The organism is Zoogloea sp. (genome assembly GCF_041911615.1).
Lineage (GTDB): Bacteria > Pseudomonadota > Gammaproteobacteria > Burkholderiales > Rhodocyclaceae > Zoogloea.
Window position 1 is genome coordinate 1 of record NZ_JAYROR010000103.1, and the last position, 16,221, is coordinate 16,221.

The window sequence follows — 16,221 nt, forward strand, 5'->3', positions numbered from 1 at the left end:
CGGCTGGGCGAGGGCGACGCGCTGTTGCTGTGGCTGACGCCGGCCGAGCTGCGAGCCTTCGTCGCGCGCCCGCCGGCCTGGCCGGCGCAGGTGCCGGTGCTGCTGTCGGCAACCCTGGCGGCGCTGGAGCGGACGCCGGATGCGGCGGCGATTCGTCCACTTTCGCGCAACAATCTGAGGGTGATTTACCCGTTTGAAGCGCCAGATCGTCGGCTGGCGCGGATGGTGTTCAACCTGGGCGGGTGGATGGATGAGCACGGTCTGGCCCTCGCCCGCGACACCGAACGGGTCCAGGGCAACACCTGGTCGGCCTGTGCGGTGACGGCGCGGGCGCTGTACACGTTGCCCGAGCCGCCGTCCCGCGCGGCGCTCCTCGAACGGGTCGAGGACGCCTACGCGGGGGCGATCAGCACGGCGTTTCCGCGCTTCACGCTGGGGCCGGGGCAGCGCTACGGCTCGAAGGGCGGCTACCTGATGCGGGTGGACGCCGACGGTCGTCTGAGCCCCGACGGCGACTGGATCGTGCCCTAGCCCGGGCCGTCGCCGAGAAAGTCGAGCACGTCGCGGGCGAAGCGCTCGCGTTCCCACAGATGGGGGGCGTGATCCACCTCGGGATATACGTGGAGCAGGGCGTTGGGGATGCTGTCGCGCACGTAGTGGGCGGTGCCGGTGCCGTAGAAGTTGCTGGCGCCGCCGTACACCAGCAGGGCCGGGACGGTGATGGTGGCGAGCACGTCGCGGTAGTCGGCGGCGGTGAGGCTGGCCCAGCAGTCGATCAGCGGCCGTGGGTCGAGGGCGGCGAGGCGCTGGCGGGCGTTCTGGATCGCCGGGATGTCGTCCTCGTAGGCGGTGCGGGCGCGCGGGTTGTGGCCGAAGGCGACGAGGCGCAGCACGGCCTCGGCGAAGTCGGCTTCGAGATCGCGGATGAAGCGGGCGTTGCGGGCGGCGTCGAAGTCGCCGTAGATGCCGTTGCGCCAGCCCGCGTCGGTGACGAGGCGCGGCGACTGGTCGATGAAGACCACCTTCGACAGGCGACGGTCGCCGAAATCGCGCAGGTATTGCCACAGGGTGAGGGCGCCCATCGAGTGCCCGACGACCACCGCGCCGTCGAGGCGATAGTGGTCGAGGAGGTTCTGCAGGTCGCGGGCCATCCGCGCCGCGGTCGGCGTGCCGTGGGTGGGGTGGCCGCCGTGGCCGCGGGCGTCCCAGCGGAAGACCCGGTGGTGGGCCTCGAAGGCGGCGAGGAAGGGGTTCCAGTCGCGGTGGGACGAGGTCCAGCCGTGCAGCAGGATCATCGGCGGTCCCTCGCCCGAGATGCGCAGGTGGATCTTTTCGCCGTCGTCGGCCAGGAAGTGTTCCATCGGGTGTCCTTTCAGCCGTCCACCGGCTGGGCCGGCGTTTCCAGCAGCAGTTGGTAGAAGCCCACGTCGAGCCAGCGCCCGAACTTGAAGCCGCTCTCGCGCAGGGTGCCGGCGTGGGCGAAGCCGAGGGCGGTGTGCAGCGCGATGCTGCCGGCGTTGGCGGTGTCGATGACGCCGACGAGGGCGTGCACGCCCTGGGCGCGGGCGGCGTCGATCAGGCGTTCGAGGAGCCTCCGCCCGAGGCCGCGCCCGCGGTGGTCGCGATGCACGTAGATCGAGTGCTCGACGGTGTACTTGTAGGCCGGGAAGGCGCGAAAGCTACCGTAGCTGGCGAAGCCGAGGAGGGTGCCGTCGGCGTCCTCGAGGCCGATCACCGGAAAGCGGCCGGCGGCCTTGGCGGCGAACCAGCCCTCCATGCTGTCGGGGCTGCGCGGGTGGTAGTCGTAGAGCGCGGTGGAGGTGACGATGGCGTCGTTGAGGATCGCCAGGATGGCGTCGGCGTGGCGCGCGGGGCTGCAGGTGACGAAGTGCATCGGTCGGGGGCGGAGGCGTCGGGATTCCGATTCTGCCTGAATCGGCCCGATTCCTCCGCCTGCGCCGCGGCGGACGTGGCCCGCCCGGGACTTAGGCGACGACGAAGCGCCGCATCATCTCGTGGTCCTCGTGGGACAGGATGTGGCAGTGCCAGACGTATTCGCCGGGGCGCTTGAAGGTGGCGACGATGCGCGTCACCTGGCCAGGGTAGGTGAGCACGGTGTCCTTGCGGCCTTGCTCGTTGGCCAGCGCCGCGACCCGTGTGCCGCCGAGGGCGATCCGGGTGAGGTAGCCGCCGGTGGCGCCGAAGCCCATCGGCTTGGGCACCAGGGTGCCGGTGAAGGTCTGCCGGTCGAGGATGCGGAAGTCGGTCAGGTGCAGGTGGATCGGGTGGGCATCGACCGTGGTGTTGTAGATCTCCCAGATCTCGGTGCTGCCGACGGCGATGTTCTCGGTGACCGGGTCGGTGTACATGAAGGTGCCGAAGCCCGGCCCGGCGGGGTTGCCAGCGGCCGGATTGACGGTGCCGAGCATGGTTTGCAGGCGGCCGTAGGCGTCGGTGCCCTCGTAGAGCATCAGCTTGCGCACCTTGACGCCGGTGGTGGCGGGCGCGGGCAGCGGGCCGTGCACCGGGCGCAGGTTGCTCGGGATGTTGGCGCCGGTGAGCAGCGCCAGGCTCAGGCTGAAGAAGCCGAGCGGCTTGGTCACGCTGAAGGCCATCACCCGGTCGGTGGCGCCGGCCACCGGCGGCAGGCCGTTCGGGAAGGGCGTGTTGGCGCTGTTCATCACGATGACCTTGCCGTGCCACCACCACAGCACCTTGGAGAAATCCACCAGCACGTCGGCGCGCTCGCCCGGGGCGAGGGTGAGGCTGGTGAGCGGCACCGGGCTGTCCATCAGGCCCAGGTCGGTACCGATCTGCCAGAACTTCAGGCGGGTGGTCATGAAGTTCTCGAGCGCGAAGCTGAGGGTCAGCACCCGCGAGTCGGAGCCGTTGAGCAGGCGCAGGCGGTACAGGCGCGGTTCGCAGTCGAAGCGCGGCCACGGCAGGCCGTTGGCGACCATCACGTCGCCGAAGAACTCAGGCAGGTGGGTCGGGTTGGGGGCGGCCGGGTTGGCCGGGTCGGTGGCCGGATAGTTGAGCGCGCCGGTGGACTTGAACTGGCGGTCCTGGATGCAGATCGGCACTTCGTAGGGGTAGGCGGGCAGCTGGCCGCACTGGACGAGGTAATCCTCGTTGGTGTCGCGGATGAAGTAGTTGCCGGCGAGGCCCATGTAAACGTTGAGGCGGGTCACGCCGAGGGCGTGGTCGTGGTACCAGAGGTGGCCGGCTTCCTGGCTGTTGTCGAAGGTGTAGGCGCTGCTGTACAGGCGGCCGCGGTAGTCGGGCATGCCGTCGCCGTTGACGTCGGGTGTGGACCAGCCGTCGGGCAGGCCGTCGCTGCTGGTGCCCTGGTCGCCGCCGTGCCGGTGGGCCACCAGCGGCACCGGGGCGCGGCCACCGAGGTTGCCGGGGTTGGCCCAGCCGATGGTGGTGTCCACCGGCAGGCGATGGGGCAGCGGACCGGCGCTGTTCACCAACTGATTGACGTAGCGCACCGTCACCGGCACGCCGCGGCGCAGGTTGAAGGTGCGGCCCGGGTAGGACGGCGCCTGGGAGGCGGAGCCGTAGCCCCACAGCGTGGTGGTGATGCTCCGGCCGGTGGCGTCGACGAGGCCGAGGTTGGCCTTGAACTCGCGGATCGCGAGGGTGTAGCTGGTGCCGCCCGCTGCGTCGGGGGCGAACAGGTTGGCCGGGTCGAGCGGATTGGGCATCGCCAGCGCGAACTGCTTCTTGCGCGTCGTGCTGAGGAGGGTCGGGGCCGTCTGGCCGAAGCTCCAGGAAGGTGCGAGGAGGGAGAGCAGACCGGCGCCGCCCGCCTTGATGATGTTTCGCCTGTTGTTCATGGTGGAATCCCCTTGATTGGTGCAAGCCCACCGATGCATCTCCATGCGCATCTCCCGCGGGCAGCAGGGCCTTTCCCTGCAAAATGAGTATCCCGCCAAATTCGATTTTAAGATGTCAAAAACATCAATATCGAATTGTTCGCAATAATTGCTTACAAATACCGGCAGAAACGGGGCTCAAGGGAAGGAAAAGCCCGGGACGAGCGCCGCCACGCGGGGCGCGAAGGGGATCGAGACGTCGCCGGGGCGCGGCCTCAGCGGTTGAACCAGCGCAGCAGCGTGCCCCAGTCGTGCAGATCGAGACGGGTGACTTCGCCGCATCCGAAGTCGAGGCCGAGCCAGCGCGCCGGCGGCAGGCCCAGGAGCTGGCCGGCGATGGCGCGCAGCGGCCCGCCGTGGGCGACCACCACCACCGCCGGCGCGGGCGGTGCGGCCTGCAGTGCGGCGAGGAAATCGTGGGCGCGGGCGGCCATCTGACGGGGAGATTCGCCGCCCGGGGGGGCGAAATCCAGGGGTTCGGCCACCCAGGCGTCGAGGGCCGCCTGGCCGATGTCGTCGTAGTGGCGGCCTTCCCAGTCGCCGAAGTGGATTTCCTTCAGACGTGGGTCGAGCTGCGGGTTGCCGAGGGCTTCGGCGAGAAGTCGGGCGCGAGCCAGCGGGCTGGCGAACAGCGCGTAGGTGGCGGGCAGCAGCGGGCGCAGGCGGGCGGCCACCGCGTCGGCGGATTCGGCCAGCCCCAGGTCGAGCTGGCCGTAGCAGATCCCCGGCGCCACGCCGGGCCGGGGGTGGCGGATCAGGTAAAGCTCCACGCGGCGAGGATTCCCAGGTAAATCGCGACTTCGGCCACCTGCTGGGCGGCCCCGAGGCAGTCGCCGGTGTAGCCGCCGAGGCGCCGCAGGAAGGTGCGTCGGGCGAGGATGAACACCGCGAGGCTGGCGCCGAGGACGAGCAGCGCCTCGCGGGGGCTGAGCAGCAGCAGCGGCAGCACCCCGGCGAGGGTGGCGACGCCCAGCTCGGCGGCGTCGGGGCGGCGCGCCACCGGCGCCGACTTGGCGCTGTCGTCGCTGCGCGCGTAATCGAGGTTCGCCATCAGCGCGACGGCCACCAGGCGCGACAGAGGATGGGCCACCAGCAGCGCGGCGATGACCGGGTAGTCTTCCTCGGCGCCCAGGTCGGCCAGGGCCAGGAACTTGGCGAGGAGCAGCAGGACCAGGCCGATCGCGCCATAGCTGCCGATCCGCGAGTCTTTCATGATCGCCAGCACCTGTTCGCGGGTCCAGCCGCCACCGAGGCCGTCGCAGGTGTCGGCCCAGCCGTCCTCGTGGAAGGCGCCGGTGAGGCGGATCGTCGCGGCCATCGCCAGCACCACCGCCACGTCGATGGGCAGGCACTGCGCCGCCAGCCCGTAGGCCGCCGCGCCGGCGAGGCCCACCAGCCAGCCCACCAGCGGCAGGAAGCGCGCCGCGCGGCCGAGCTTGTCGGGGGCGAAATCCACCCAGCCCGGCACCGGCAGGCGGGTGAAGAAGGCGACGGCGATGAAGAACAGCTCGAGCTGGGCGCGCATGGCGGGGGGTGGGCGGGGCGTCAGGCCTTGCCGGCGACGCCGGCGGATTCGAAGCTGGCCATCTCGGCGAGGAAGTTCACCGCCGCCTGCACCAGCGGATACACCAGCGCCGCGCCGGTGCCCTCGCCCAGGCGCAGGTCGAGCTGCACCAGCGGCTCGGCGCCCAGGTGGGCGAGCTGGACGACGTGGCCAGCCTCGTGGGAGCGATGGGCGAACACGCAGTAGTCGAGGATCTCCGGCGCGATGGCGTGGGCCACCAGCAGCGCGCTGGTGACGATGAAGCCGTCGATCAGCAGCACCATCTTCGATTCGGCGGCGCCGAGCATGGCGCCGGCCATCATCGCGATCTCGAAGCCGCCGTATTCGGCCAGCGCCGCCAGCGGATCGGTCTGGCGGCCGCCGCGCGCCACGGCGCGGGCCAGCAGGGCGCGCTTGCGGTCGAGGCCGGCGTCGTCCAGACCGGTGCCGCGGCCGATCACGGTGGCCAGGTCGGCGTTGGTGAGGCAGTGGGTGAGCAGCGAGGCCGAGGCGGTGTTGCCGATGCCCATCTCGCCGAAGCCGACCAGGTTGCAGCCGTCGGCGGCGAGCGCATGGGCCAGCGCGCGGCCGCGGGCGAGGGCGGCGTCGCGGGTGGCGGCATCCATCGCCGGGGTCTCGAGGTAGTTGGCGGTGCCGGCGCCGAGCTTGGCGTCGATGAGGCCGGGGCGGGCGCCGAAATCGTGGGCGACGCCGGCATCGACCACCGTCAGGCCGAGGCCCATCTGACGGGCGAAGACGTTGATCGCGGCGCCGCCGGCGAGGAAGTTTTCGACCATCTGCCAGGTCACGTCCTGGGGATAGGCCGACACGCCGGCCTTGGCCGCGCCGTGGTCGCCGGCGAACACCAGCATCTGCGGCTGGCGCAGTGCCGGGGTGAGGGTCTGCTGCACGAGGCCGATCTGCTTCGCCAGCGCTTCGAGCCGGCCGAGGGCGCCGAGGGGCTTGGTCTTGGTGTCGATGCGCTGCTGGAGGGCGGCGGCGAGGCCCTGGTCGGGGCGGGCGATGGCGTAGGTCATGGCGGGGCGGGCGGGTGCGGACGAAGCCGCGGATGTTAGCGCGGCCGCACGCCGAACGGGGAGTCCCCCGTCTGCCGCCGCCCGCCCGTCGGGGGCGGGCAGCGCGGCGGCGTGTCAGATCACGCCTTGGGCGAGCATCGCGTCGGCGACCTTCACGAAGCCGGCGATGTTGGCGCCGTCCACGTAGCTCACCCGGCCGTCGGCGCGCTGGCCGTACTTCACGCAGGCCGCGTGGATGCCGCGCATGATCTCCAGCAGGCGCGCGTCCACCTCGTCCCGCGACCAGGCCAGGCGCAGCGCGTTCTGGCTCATTTCGAGGCCCGAGGTGGCCACGCCGCCGGCGTTGCTGGCCTTGCCCGGGGCGTACAGCACGCCAGCCGCCTCGAAAGCGCGGATGGCGTCGATGGTGGAGGGCATGTTGGCGCCCTCGGCCACGCAGATCACCCCGTTGCGGATCAGGGTCGCGGCGTCGTCGCCGTCGAGCTCGTTCTGGGTGGCACAGGGCAGGGCCACGTCCACCGGCACGTGCCACGGGCGCACGCCCGGCTCGAAGCGGGCGCCGGTGCGGGCGGCGTAGTCGCTCACGCGGCCGTAGTGGTGGTTCTTCACGTCCATCAGGATCGCCAGCTTCTCGGGGGTGAAGCCTTCCTCGTCGATGATCGTGCCGCTCGAATCCGACACGGTGACGACCCGCGCGCCGAGCGCCATCGCCTTCTCGACGGCGTATTGAGCCACGTTGCCCGAGCCCGACACGCTGACCCGCAGCCCCTCGAAGCTGCGGCCGCGGGTACGCAGCATCTCGTTGGCGAAATACACCGTGCCGTAGCCGGTGGCCTCCGGGCGGATCAGCGAACCGCCGAAGCTCAGGCCCTTGCCGGTGAACACGCAGTCGGCGCGGTTGCTGAGCTTCTTGTACATGCCCGCCATGAAGCCCACCTCGCGGCCGCCCACGCCGATGTCGCCGGCCGGTACGTCGGTGTCGGCACCCACGTGGCGATACAGCTCGGTCACGAAGGCCTGGCAGAAGCGCATTACCTCGTTGGCGCTGCGGCCCTTCGGGTCGAAGTCAGCGCCGCCCTTGCCGCCGCCCATCGGCAGCGTGGTGAGGGCGTTCTTGAAGGTCTGCTCGAAGGCCAGGAACTTGAGCACCGACAGGTTCACCGACGGGTGGAAGCGGATGCCGCCCTTGTACGGCCCGATCGCCATGCTGTGCTGGATGCGGTAGCCGCGATTGACCTGGACGTTGCCGTGATCGTCGATCCACGACACGCGGAACAGGATCGCCCGCTCGGGCTCGACGAGGCGGTCGAGCAGGCCGTGCTCGGCGTAGCGGGGGTGCTGCTCGATGAACGGCCAGAGGCTCTCGATGACCTCGGTGACCGCCTGCAGGAACTCCGGCTGGCCCGGGTTGCGCTCCGCCACGTGTTGCAGGAATTGATTCGCCGACGCGTACTTCATGAATTTTGCTCCAGACAAAAATGCACCAAAAAGAGGATCGCTCGCCTTTTTGTGCACCTTTGTGGTGCAAAGTTCATTTCGGCGCGGTGACAGTCCGCGTCGACGCGGCGCGCGCGGGCCGGCGCGAGGCGCTCAGCGGCCGGGCTTGAGGACCAGCGGCAGCCCCGCCGCGACGAATACGACCCGTTCGCAGCGGGCCGCCACGGCCTGGTTGAGGCGCCCGGCCTCGTCGCGGAACAGGCGCCCCAAGGGCGATTCGGGCACCAGCCCGAGGCCGACCTCGTTGGCGACGAAGATCACCCGGCCGGGCAGCGCCGGGATCAGCGCGAGCAGTGCGTCGCGCTCCTGCACGAAGGCCGGCAGCGCCTCGGCACCGACACCCGGCGGCAACGCGTCGGCGCCGTCGAGGAGGTTGGCCAGCCACAGGGTCAGGCAGTCGACGACCACGCAACGCGTCGGCGCGGCTACCGCGGCCAGCGCGTCGGCCAGTCCGCGGGGATGTTCGTGCACCGTCCAGCCCGCCGGGCGGTCGGCCTGGTGGCGGGCGATGCGGGCGGCCATTTCGGCGTCCAGCGCCTCGGCGGTGACGATGACATGCACGGCAAGCCCGCTGTCGGCCGCGGCCGCTTCGGCGAGGCGGCTCTTGCCCGAACGGGCGCCGCCGAGAATCAGTTCGCTGCTCATGGAAATCCGGAAGTGTCTGAATCGGTGGTATTATCGCAGGCTGTCCGCCGGCAGCAGCAAGGGTCGGCGACAAACGTGTTCCAGGTGCTCCCCAGGGCCAGCCGGCCCAGGAGTTAAACGGGAAACAGGTGCGCGCTTCGTCCCGAAGTCGCAATGCCTGTGCTGCCCCCGCAACGGTAAGCAGGTGTACGGCGCGTCAAGCACGCCACTGGACCTTCGGGTCTGGGAAGGCGACGCGTCGCAGCCGACCGGGTTGTCTCCGGTCCGGCGCTGCCTGCGAGCCCGGATACCGGCCTCGATCACACCAAGCGGAAGTGCCACGGGGTGGTGGCGACGGGCGCGGCCGGATCACGGCTTTTCCTCTCCTTCTCCCCTGGCGCGTCCTGGATGCAATCCACCCGGCCGGCGGGGACGTCGACGGGTCAGGGAGAACCCACAATAATGACTATCCGCCTCACCGTCGCCGCGCTCGCGGTGGCCTCCGCCTTCGCCACGCCGGCCCTCGCCGCCAGCCCCTACGATTCGCCGATCCTGCTGGCCGCCGCGACGCCCGGCGAGCAGCCCGCGGTCATCGTCACCGCCACCCGCCAGGTCCAGCGCGCCGACGAATCCCTCGCCAGCGTCGACATCATCGACCGGGAGGAGATCGAGCGCGCCGGCCCCGGCTCCGCCCTCGACCTGCTGGCCCGCCAGGCCGGCGTGCAGATCGCCAGCAACGGCGGCCCCGGCAAGACTTCCTCGCTGTACCTGCGCGGCGCCAACGCCAACCACACCATCCTGCTGATCGACGGCGTGCGCATCGGCTCGGTGACGAGCGGTCAGCCCACCCTCGAGAACATCCCCCTGTCGCAGATCGAGCGCATCGAGATCCTGCGCGGCCCGGCCTCGGCGCTGTACGGCGCCGACGCGGTGGGCGGCGTGATCCAGGTGTTCACCAAGCGCGGCGAAGGCCCGGCCCAGTTCGAAGCCTTCGGTGGCGCCGGCAACCTCGGCACCACCCAGTTCGGTGCCGGGGTGTCCGGCTCCAGCGGCGCCTTGTCCTACGCCCTGCGTGCCGCCGAATACGAAACCCACGGCGTGTCCGCGCGCAAGGGCCCGTACCCGGCGATGAAGTCCTGGCACAACTACGACCCTGCCCTCGACGCCGACCGCGACGGCTACCGCAGCCGCTCCCTCGGCGGCAACCTGGGCTACACCCTCGCCCCGGGCCACGAGCTGCGCCTCAACCTGGTGCACATCGAATCGCGCAACTGGTACGACGGCGGCGGCTACAACTCGCCGGCGGGCGGCGCCGACGTGGGCAACGACGCCCTCACCCAGGTGATCGCCGTCGAGAGCATCAACCGCATCACCCCGATCTGGCAGAGCACCGTGCGCCTCGCCCAGGCCAAGGACGAGACCCGCGCCTTCCGCGCCGGCTCGCGCTTCGACTCCAAGCAGGAGCAGGTGCTGTGGCAGAACGACATCAAGCTGCCCCTGGGCAACCTGATGCTGGGCTACGAGCACCTCGAGCAGCAGGTCGACAGCACCACCAGCTTCACCGTCAAGTCGCGCGACATCTCGTCGTTCATGGCCGGCTGGAACGCCGGCCTCGGCAACCACCAGTGGCAGGCCAACCTGCGCCACGACAGCAACTCCCAGTTCGGCGACAAGCTCACCCACGTGCTCGGCTACGGCTACCGCATCACCCCGGCACTGCGCGCCAGCGGTTCGGTGGGCACTTCGTTCAAGGCGCCGACGCTCAACGACCTCTACTACGTCGACAGCGGCGGCAACCACGGCGACCCCAACCTGAAGGCCGAAAAGGGCCACAACCGCGAGCTGGCCCTGCGCTACGACGTCGCCGGCACCCGCGCTTCCGTGACCTACTTCGACAACAAGATCGACAACCTCATCACCTGGGCCGCGTTGCCGCCCACCTACGCCTACGTGCCGCTGCAGACCGGCGAGGCGCGCATCAAGGGCTGGGAGCTGGCCTACGGTGCGCTGCTCGGCGCCTACGAGCTGAGCGCCAGCATCGACCTCTCCGACCCCCGCGACGAGAGCACCGACAAGCAACTGGCCCGCCGCGCCCGCGAGGCCGCCCGGGTCGCCCTGTCGCGCAGCTTCGGCGCCCTCAGCCTGGGCGGCGAGCTGTACGCCACCGGCAAGCGCTACAACGACGCCGCCAACAACGAAAAGCTCGGCGGTTACAGCCTCGTCAACCTGTTCGCCCACTACAAGGTCGATCGCGACTGGCGTCTCGAAGCCCGTGCCAACAACATCCTCGACAAGGATTACGAACTGGCCAAGGGCTACAACACGCTGGGCGCGAGCGTCTTCGTCGGCGTACGCTACACCCCGCACTGACACGCGGACGAACGGGAGGCCAGGGTGACTCACACGGCAGCATCGCAGGCACGGCCATGACCCCGTCGCGGTCCGTCAGCCTTCACCCGCGGCGGCGCCGCGCCGGGCTGGTCATCGCCGGCCTGCTGGCGGCGACGCTGGCCGCCTTCGCCTGGGCCCTGTCGGCCGGCGCGATGGCGGTGCCGGGCAGCGAGCTGCTGGCGGCCCTCACTGGCCGCGGTGGCGGCATGGAAGCCGACATCGTGCGCACCTTGCGCCTGCCCCGCGCGGTGGCCGCCTTCGCCTGCGGCGGCCTGCTGGCCCTGGCCGGGGCGCTGATGCAGGTGCTGCTGCGCAATCCCCTGGCCGACCCGTACGTGCTGGGCATCTCCGGTGGCGCGGCGGTCGGCGCCCTGGGCGCGATCCTCGCCGGCGCCACCGCCGGCTGGATCGACGGCGGCGCCTTCGTCGGCGCGCTGGGTGCCACGCTGCTGGTGTTCGGCCTCGCCCACGGCGACGGTTCGTGGACCCAGACCCGCCTGCTCCTCACCGGCGTCATCGTCGCCGCCGGCTGCGGCGCGGCGGTGGCGCTGATGCTCAGTCTTGCCCCGGAAGGCCGGGTCAAGGGCATGCTGTTCTGGCTGATGGGCGACGCCAGCAGCGTCACCCAGCCGTGGCCGGCGCTTGCCGTGCTGGGCCTGGGATTGGTGGCCGTGCTGCCCTTCGCGCGGGAGCTCAACCTGCTCTCCCGGGGCGAGATCACCGCCCGGGCCCTGGGCGTGCGCGTCGGCCGTCTGCGGGCGCTGGTGTATGGGCTGGGCGCGCTGCTCACCGGCGTGGCGGTCACCACCGTTGGTTCGGTGGGTTTCGTCGGGCTGATCGTGCCGCATCTGGTGCGCCTCGCCATCGGCAACGACCAGCGCCTGCTGCTGCCCGCCGCCACCCTGGCCGGCGGGGTGCTGCTCACCGCTGCCGACACCGCGGCCCGCACCGTGGTCGCGCCCATCCAGCTGCCGGTGGGCGTACTCACCGCGCTGTTCGGCGTACCCGTGTTCCTCTTTTTGCTGACGAGGCATCCGCGATGAAGATGGACGCCCGTCCCCCGGTGCTCGGCACCGAAGCCCTCGCCGTCGAAGTCGGCCGGCACCGCGTGTGCCGCGATCTGGATTTCACCCTCCAGCCCGCCGACACGCTGGTCATCCTCGGCCGCAACGGGGCCGGCAAGAGCACCCTGCTCCACACCCTGGCCGGTCTGCGTCCGGTCGCCGCCGGTCGCGTCCTGCTCTCGGGCCAGCCCTACGCCGACTGGCCGCGCGGCCACGAAGCCTGTCTGCGCGGCCTGCTCGCCCAGAGCCAGCCCGACTTCTTCAGCGCCACGGTGCTCGAGACCGCCCTCGTCGGCCGCCATCCCTACCTCGGCCGCTGGGATTGGGAAGGCCCCGACGACGAGCGCATTGCCCTGGCCGCCCTCGACACCGTCGGGCTCGGCGGTTTTGCCGAGCGCCAGGTGCCCACCCTGTCGGGCGGCGAGCGCCAGCGCCTCGCCATCGCCACGCTGCTGGTCCAGCAGCCGCGGCTCTATTTGCTCGACGAGCCGCTGGCGCACCTCGACCTGCACCACCAGGTCGCCGTCCTCGACCACTTTCACGGCCTGGCCGCCGCTGGCGCCGGGGTCGCGATGGTGCTCCACGACATCAACCTCACCGCCCGCTATGCCAGCCACGTGCTGCTGCTCGACGGTGAAGGCGGCCACGTGATCGGCCCGGCAGCCGAGGTGCTCACCGCGCCGCGCCTCTCGGCCGCCTTCGGCCACCCGTTGCGGGCGGTGCCGGACGGGGACGGCATGTTGTTCGTCCCCGCCTGATTCGACGCAAAAAACAACCTAATCAAAATTTCATTGTTGCCAAATATGCAACAAAGGACCGCTCATGACTGATTCATCCGACCGCGACGCCCGTCACAAGACCCGCATGGAACGCAAGAAGGCCGTCGTCGACGCGGCCATCGCCGCCGCCACCGACAAGCGCGGCGTGGTGCTGGTGAACACCGGCAACGGCAAGGGCAAGTCCAGCGCCGCCTTCGGCGTGCTGGCCCGCGCCATCGGCCATGGCTTCCAGTGCGGCGTCGTGCAATTCGTGAAAGGGCGCTCCGATACCGGCGAGGAAGCTTTCTTCCGCCGCCAGCCCGAAGTGAGCTGGCACGTGATGGGCGACGGCTTCACCTGGGACACCCAGGACCGCAGCGCCGACATCGCCAGCGCCAAGGCCGGCTGGGAACAGGCCCGCGCCTTCCTGCGCGATCCGTCGATCGGGCTGGTCGTGCTCGACGAGCTCAACATCGTGCTCAAGTACGCCTATCTGGACGTGGCTGAGGTCATTGCCGACATCGCCGCGCGTCCGGCGCATCAGCACGTCGTCGTCACCGGCCGCGGTGCGCCCGACGCGTTGCTCGAAGCGGCGGACACCGTTACCGACATGGGCGTGGTCAAGCACGCCTTCAAGGCCGGCATCGCGGCCCAGGCGGGGGTGGAGTTCTGAGCCGATCGCCCCGTCGCGGGCTGGCCGCCGGCTAAGCGGAGAGTGGGCGCGGACCCGGCCGGGACGCTGCCGGTCCGCCCCGGAACGCGCGCCTACTTCACGCTGTACTTGAAGGCGCCCTGCTTGCCGGCGCTGGCACGAATGCGCGTGAGGCCCGCGCCCTCGGCCATGCGGGCGAGGACGGCTTCGGCGATCTCGGGTAGCAGGGTGCCGCCGAGGATGTGGTCGACGTTGCGGGCGCCGGAGTCGACCTCGGTGCAGCGGGCCAGCACCGCCTCGACGAGCGCCTCGTCCCAGCCGAAGGCGGCCTTGTGGTGGGCGGCGATGCGGTCGCGGAGGCGGCCGAGTTTGAGCTCGATGATGCGCACCAGCACGTCGTCGGACACCGGGTAGTAGGGCACGACCTTCATGCGGCCGAGGAAGGCGGGCTTGAAGGCCTGGTACAGCACCGGACGCAGCGCCTCGGCCAGGGCGTCGGCGTCGGGCAGCTGATCGGCCGGCCGGTTGAGGCAGGCCTGCATGATCTGGCTGGAGCCGACGTTGCTGGTGAGGATGATGAGGGTGTTGCGGAAGTCGATCTCGCGGCCCTCGGCGTCGTCGAGCACGCCTTTGTCGAAGACCTGGAAAAACAGCTCGAGCACGTCCGGGTGGGCTTTCTCGACTTCGTCGAGGAGCACCACGCTGTGGGGATTGCGGCGCACCGCCTCGGTGAGCGCGCCACCTTCGCCGTAGCCGACGTAGCCCGGCGGCGAGCCCTTGAGGCCGGAAACGCTGTGGGCCTCCTGGTATTCGCTCATGTTGAGGGTGATGAGCTTGCGCTCGCCGCCGTAGAGGATGTCGGCCAGCGCGAGGGCGGTTTCGGTTTTGCCGACGCCGGAGGGGCCGACGAACAGGAACACGCCCTTGGGCTTGTGGGGGTCGTCGAGGTTGGCGCGGGCTGTGCGCACGCGCTGGGCGATGGCCTCGAGGGCGTGGTCCTGGCCGATGACGCGCGCCTGCAGCAGCGGCTTGAGCTTGAGCACGGTGCGGATCTCGTCCTTGACCATCTTGCCCAGGGGAATGCCGGTCCAGGCGGCGACGATCTCGGCGACGGCGTGGCCGTCGACCTGCAGCGGGACCAGGGGCGTTTCGCCCTGCAGCGCGCGCAAGCGTTCGAGGGCGGCGTCGAGTTCGGGGGTGGCGGGCGCGGCGGCTTTGCGGCCGCGGGTCTTCGGGGCGGCATCGGCGACCGGAGGCGGCGCGTTTTCGAGGCCGTGACGCAGGGCGAGGATGTGGGCGACGAGTGCCTTTTCCTCGTCGAAGCGGACGCGGTGGGCGGCGATCTGGTCGTCCAGTTGGCGGATCGACGCCTGCAGTTCGCCGATGCGGGCATCGTGGCGCGCGCCGCTGGCGGTTTCCCGTTCGAGGGCGGCGAGTTCGGCGCGTTCGCGGGCGATGCGCTTCTCGGCGTCGTCGATGACGGCCGGTGTGGCGCCCTGGCCGAGGGCGACCCGGGCGCAGGCGGTGTCGAGCACGCCGATGGCCTTGTCGGGGAGCTGGCGGCCGCTGATGTAGCGGCTGGACAGGCGAACGGCTTCGGTGACGGCCTCGTCGAGGATGCGTACGCCGAAGTGCGCCTCCATCAACGGCACCATGCCGCGCAGCATCGCGGCGGCGAGGGGTTCGGCGGGCTCTTCGATCTTGACGACCTGGAAGCGCCGGGCGAGGGCGGCGTCCTTTTCGAAGAACTTCTTGTATTCGGCCCAGGTGGTGGCGGCAATGGTGCGCAGCTCGCCGCGGGCCAGCGCGGGCTTGAGGAGATTGGCGGCGTCGTTCTGGCCGGACTGGCCGCCCGCACCGATCAGGGTGTGGGCTTCGTCGATGAACAGGACGATCGGACGGGGGCTTTTCTTGACTTCGTCGATGACGTTCTTGAGGCGGTTCTCGAACTCGCCCTTGACGCTGGCCCCGGCCTGCAGCAAGCCCAGGTCGAGCACGTGCAGCTCGACGCCCACCAGGGGCGGCGGCACGTCGCCGGCGGCGATGCGCAGGGCCAGGCCTTCGACCACGGCGGTCTTGCCGACGCCGGCCTCGCCAGTGAGGATCGGGTTGTTCTGACGGCGGCGCATCAAGATGTCGATGGTCTGGCGGATCTCGCCGTCGCGGCCGATGACCGGGTCCACCTGCCCGTCGCGGGCGCGTTGGGTGAGGTTGGTGGTGAATTGGTCGAGCGCGGGGGTGGCGCTGGGGCCGGCTGGGGCGGCCGTTGCGGCGTCGGCGGGGCGGTGGGGGGCGGTGGCTTCGGCGGAGCTGGTGGTGAGGGCGTCGAAGCGCTGGCGCAGCTCGTCGAGGCGGATCGCCGCGAGGCGTGCGGCGCCTCGTTGGGCGAGCTGGCGCAGGTCGGGGTCGCCGAGCAGGGCGAGCACCAGGTGGCCGGAGCGGATGCGCGGCGCGTGGGCATCGAGGGAGGCGATCAGCCAGGCCTGCTCGAAGAGGTGCGGCAGGTGGGCGGAGAAAACCGGGGTGCGGCTGTTGCCGGTCTTGAAGCGGTCGATCTCGAGGTTCAGCTCCCGTTCGAGCCCGGCGGGGTCGAGCTGGGCGTGGCGCAGGATGGCGTGAAGATCACTGTCGGGGCGTTCGAGCAGCGCCAGCAGCAGGTGCTCGATGTCCACCTCGTAGTTGCCGCGGGCCATGCACAGGCCGGCGGCACGCTCGGCGGCCTGGCGGCAGGTGTCGTTGAGCTTGCTGATCAGGGTTTTGAGAGAGGTGCTCAT

General features: G+C 70.7%; 14 protein-coding genes and 1 riboswitch. Of the genes, 5 read left to right on the plus strand and 9 right to left on the minus strand.

All coding sequences use genetic code 11. From position 1 onward, the window contains the following. The coding region (locus ACE3P2_RS13155; RefSeq protein WP_374265157.1) for a hypothetical protein at window positions 1-531 on the plus strand (531 nt) is incomplete at its 5' end. Here the strand turns inward: ACE3P2_RS13155 and ACE3P2_RS13160 are convergent. From ACE3P2_RS13160 to cobU, 8 genes are all read right to left on the minus strand, one after another. Continuing rightward, window positions 528-1,361 carry an alpha/beta fold hydrolase gene (locus ACE3P2_RS13160; RefSeq protein ID WP_374265159.1) on the minus strand — a complete coding sequence of 278 codons (834 nt, stop codon included), beginning with the start codon at window positions 1,359-1,361 and terminating at the stop codon, window positions 528-530. The two genes, ACE3P2_RS13155 and ACE3P2_RS13160, sit on opposite strands and share 4 nt — an antisense overlap. A gap of 11 nt (window positions 1,362-1,372) precedes the next feature. Further along, window positions 1,373-1,894 carry an N-acetyltransferase family protein gene (locus ACE3P2_RS13165; protein WP_374265161.1) on the minus strand — a complete coding sequence of 174 codons (522 nt, stop codon included), beginning with the start codon at window positions 1,892-1,894 and terminating at the stop codon, window positions 1,373-1,375. 91 nt (window positions 1,895-1,985) lie between these two features. Next, on the minus strand, window positions 1,986-3,842 hold the full coding sequence (locus tag ACE3P2_RS13170) for a multicopper oxidase family protein (RefSeq protein WP_374265163.1): 1,857 nt from the start codon (window positions 3,840-3,842) through the stop codon (window positions 1,986-1,988). Window positions 3,843-4,096: 254 nt separating this feature from the next. After that, on the minus strand, window positions 4,097-4,651 hold the full coding sequence (gene cobC, locus ACE3P2_RS13175; protein WP_374265165.1) for an alpha-ribazole phosphatase family protein: 555 nt from the start codon (window positions 4,649-4,651) through the stop codon (window positions 4,097-4,099). After that, the gene (locus tag ACE3P2_RS13180) at window positions 4,636-5,406 is read right to left on the minus strand and encodes an adenosylcobinamide-GDP ribazoletransferase (protein WP_374265167.1); all 771 of its coding nucleotides are present in this window, start codon (window positions 5,404-5,406) and stop codon (window positions 4,636-4,638) included. Before ACE3P2_RS13180 ends, cobC begins: the two co-directional genes overlap by 16 nt. A gap of 20 nt (window positions 5,407-5,426) precedes the next feature. Next, complete coding sequence (cobT, locus tag ACE3P2_RS13185; protein ID WP_374265169.1) at window positions 5,427-6,461, minus strand: nicotinate-nucleotide--dimethylbenzimidazole phosphoribosyltransferase; 1,035 nt, start codon at window positions 6,459-6,461, stop codon at window positions 5,427-5,429. 114 nt (window positions 6,462-6,575) lie between these two features. After that, entirely contained in the window at window positions 6,576-7,919 is a 1,344-nt protein-coding gene (gdhA, locus tag ACE3P2_RS13190) for an NADP-specific glutamate dehydrogenase (RefSeq protein WP_298623650.1), read from the minus strand. Between the two features lie 132 nt (window positions 7,920-8,051). Continuing rightward, entirely contained in the window at window positions 8,052-8,603 is a 552-nt protein-coding gene (gene cobU, locus ACE3P2_RS13195) for a bifunctional adenosylcobinamide kinase/adenosylcobinamide-phosphate guanylyltransferase (RefSeq protein WP_374265172.1), read from the minus strand. A gap of 65 nt (window positions 8,604-8,668) precedes the next feature. Then, window positions 8,669-8,916: riboswitch (cobalamin riboswitch) on the plus strand. A gap of 128 nt (window positions 8,917-9,044) precedes the next feature. Between cobU and ACE3P2_RS13200 the strand changes: the two genes are divergently transcribed. From ACE3P2_RS13200 to cobO, 4 genes are all read left to right on the plus strand, one after another. Then, the gene (locus tag ACE3P2_RS13200; protein ID WP_374265174.1) at window positions 9,045-10,952 is read left to right on the plus strand and encodes a TonB-dependent receptor domain-containing protein; all 1,908 of its coding nucleotides are present in this window, start codon (window positions 9,045-9,047) and stop codon (window positions 10,950-10,952) included. A gap of 56 nt (window positions 10,953-11,008) precedes the next feature. Further along, on the plus strand, window positions 11,009-12,016 hold the full coding sequence (locus ACE3P2_RS13205) for a FecCD family ABC transporter permease (protein ID WP_374265176.1): 1,008 nt from the start codon (window positions 11,009-11,011) through the stop codon (window positions 12,014-12,016). Next, a complete protein-coding gene (locus ACE3P2_RS13210; protein ID WP_374265178.1) occupies window positions 12,013-12,795 on the plus strand; it encodes an ABC transporter ATP-binding protein in 783 nt (260 codons plus the stop codon). The genes ACE3P2_RS13205 and ACE3P2_RS13210 overlap by 4 nt, the downstream gene beginning before the upstream one ends. 64 nt (window positions 12,796-12,859) lie before the next feature. Beyond that, window positions 12,860-13,468 (plus strand): cob(I)yrinic acid a,c-diamide adenosyltransferase, encoded by a 609-nt coding sequence (gene cobO, locus ACE3P2_RS13215; protein ID WP_374265181.1) that lies wholly within the window; start codon window positions 12,860-12,862, stop codon window positions 13,466-13,468. A 92-nt stretch (window positions 13,469-13,560) separates the two neighbouring features. Here cobO and tssH read toward each other — a convergent pair whose 3' ends face one another. Beyond that, window positions 13,561-16,221: a type VI secretion system ATPase TssH gene (gene tssH, locus ACE3P2_RS13220; RefSeq protein ID WP_374265183.1), complete on the minus strand. Its 2,661-nt coding sequence runs from the start codon at window positions 16,219-16,221 to the stop codon at window positions 13,561-13,563.

What these genes read in the sequence shown, in the direction of transcription:
- ACE3P2_RS13160 (WP_374265159.1), bottom strand. Translation starts at nt 1,361, where the DNA reads ATGGAACACTTCCTGGCCGACGACGGCGAAAAGATCCACCTGCGCATC.
- ACE3P2_RS13170 (WP_374265163.1), bottom strand. Translation starts at nt 3,842, where the DNA reads ATGAACAACAGGCGAAACATCATCAAGGCGGGCGGCGCCGGTCTGCTC.
- cobT (WP_374265169.1), bottom strand. Translation starts at nt 6,461, where the DNA reads ATGACCTACGCCATCGCCCGCCCCGACCAGGGCCTCGCCGCCGCCCTC.
- ACE3P2_RS13180 (WP_374265167.1), bottom strand. Translation starts at nt 5,406, where the DNA reads ATGCGCGCCCAGCTCGAGCTGTTCTTCATCGCCGTCGCCTTCTTCACC.
- cobU (WP_374265172.1), bottom strand. Translation starts at nt 8,603, where the DNA reads ATGAGCAGCGAACTGATTCTCGGCGGCGCCCGTTCGGGCAAGAGCCGC.
- ACE3P2_RS13165 (WP_374265161.1), bottom strand. Translation starts at nt 1,894, where the DNA reads ATGCACTTCGTCACCTGCAGCCCCGCGCGCCACGCCGACGCCATCCTG.
- tssH (WP_374265183.1), bottom strand. Translation starts at nt 16,221, where the DNA reads ATGAGCACCTCTCTCAAAACCCTGATCAGCAAGCTCAACGACACCTGC.
- ACE3P2_RS13205 (WP_374265176.1), top strand. Translation starts at nt 11,009, where the DNA reads ATGACCCCGTCGCGGTCCGTCAGCCTTCACCCGCGGCGGCGCCGCGCC.
- gdhA (WP_298623650.1), bottom strand. Translation starts at nt 7,919, where the DNA reads ATGAAGTACGCGTCGGCGAATCAATTCCTGCAACACGTGGCGGAGCGC.
- ACE3P2_RS13210 (WP_374265178.1), top strand. Translation starts at nt 12,013, where the DNA reads ATGAAGATGGACGCCCGTCCCCCGGTGCTCGGCACCGAAGCCCTCGCC.
- cobO (WP_374265181.1), top strand. Translation starts at nt 12,860, where the DNA reads ATGACTGATTCATCCGACCGCGACGCCCGTCACAAGACCCGCATGGAA.
- ACE3P2_RS13200 (WP_374265174.1), top strand. Translation starts at nt 9,045, where the DNA reads ATGACTATCCGCCTCACCGTCGCCGCGCTCGCGGTGGCCTCCGCCTTC.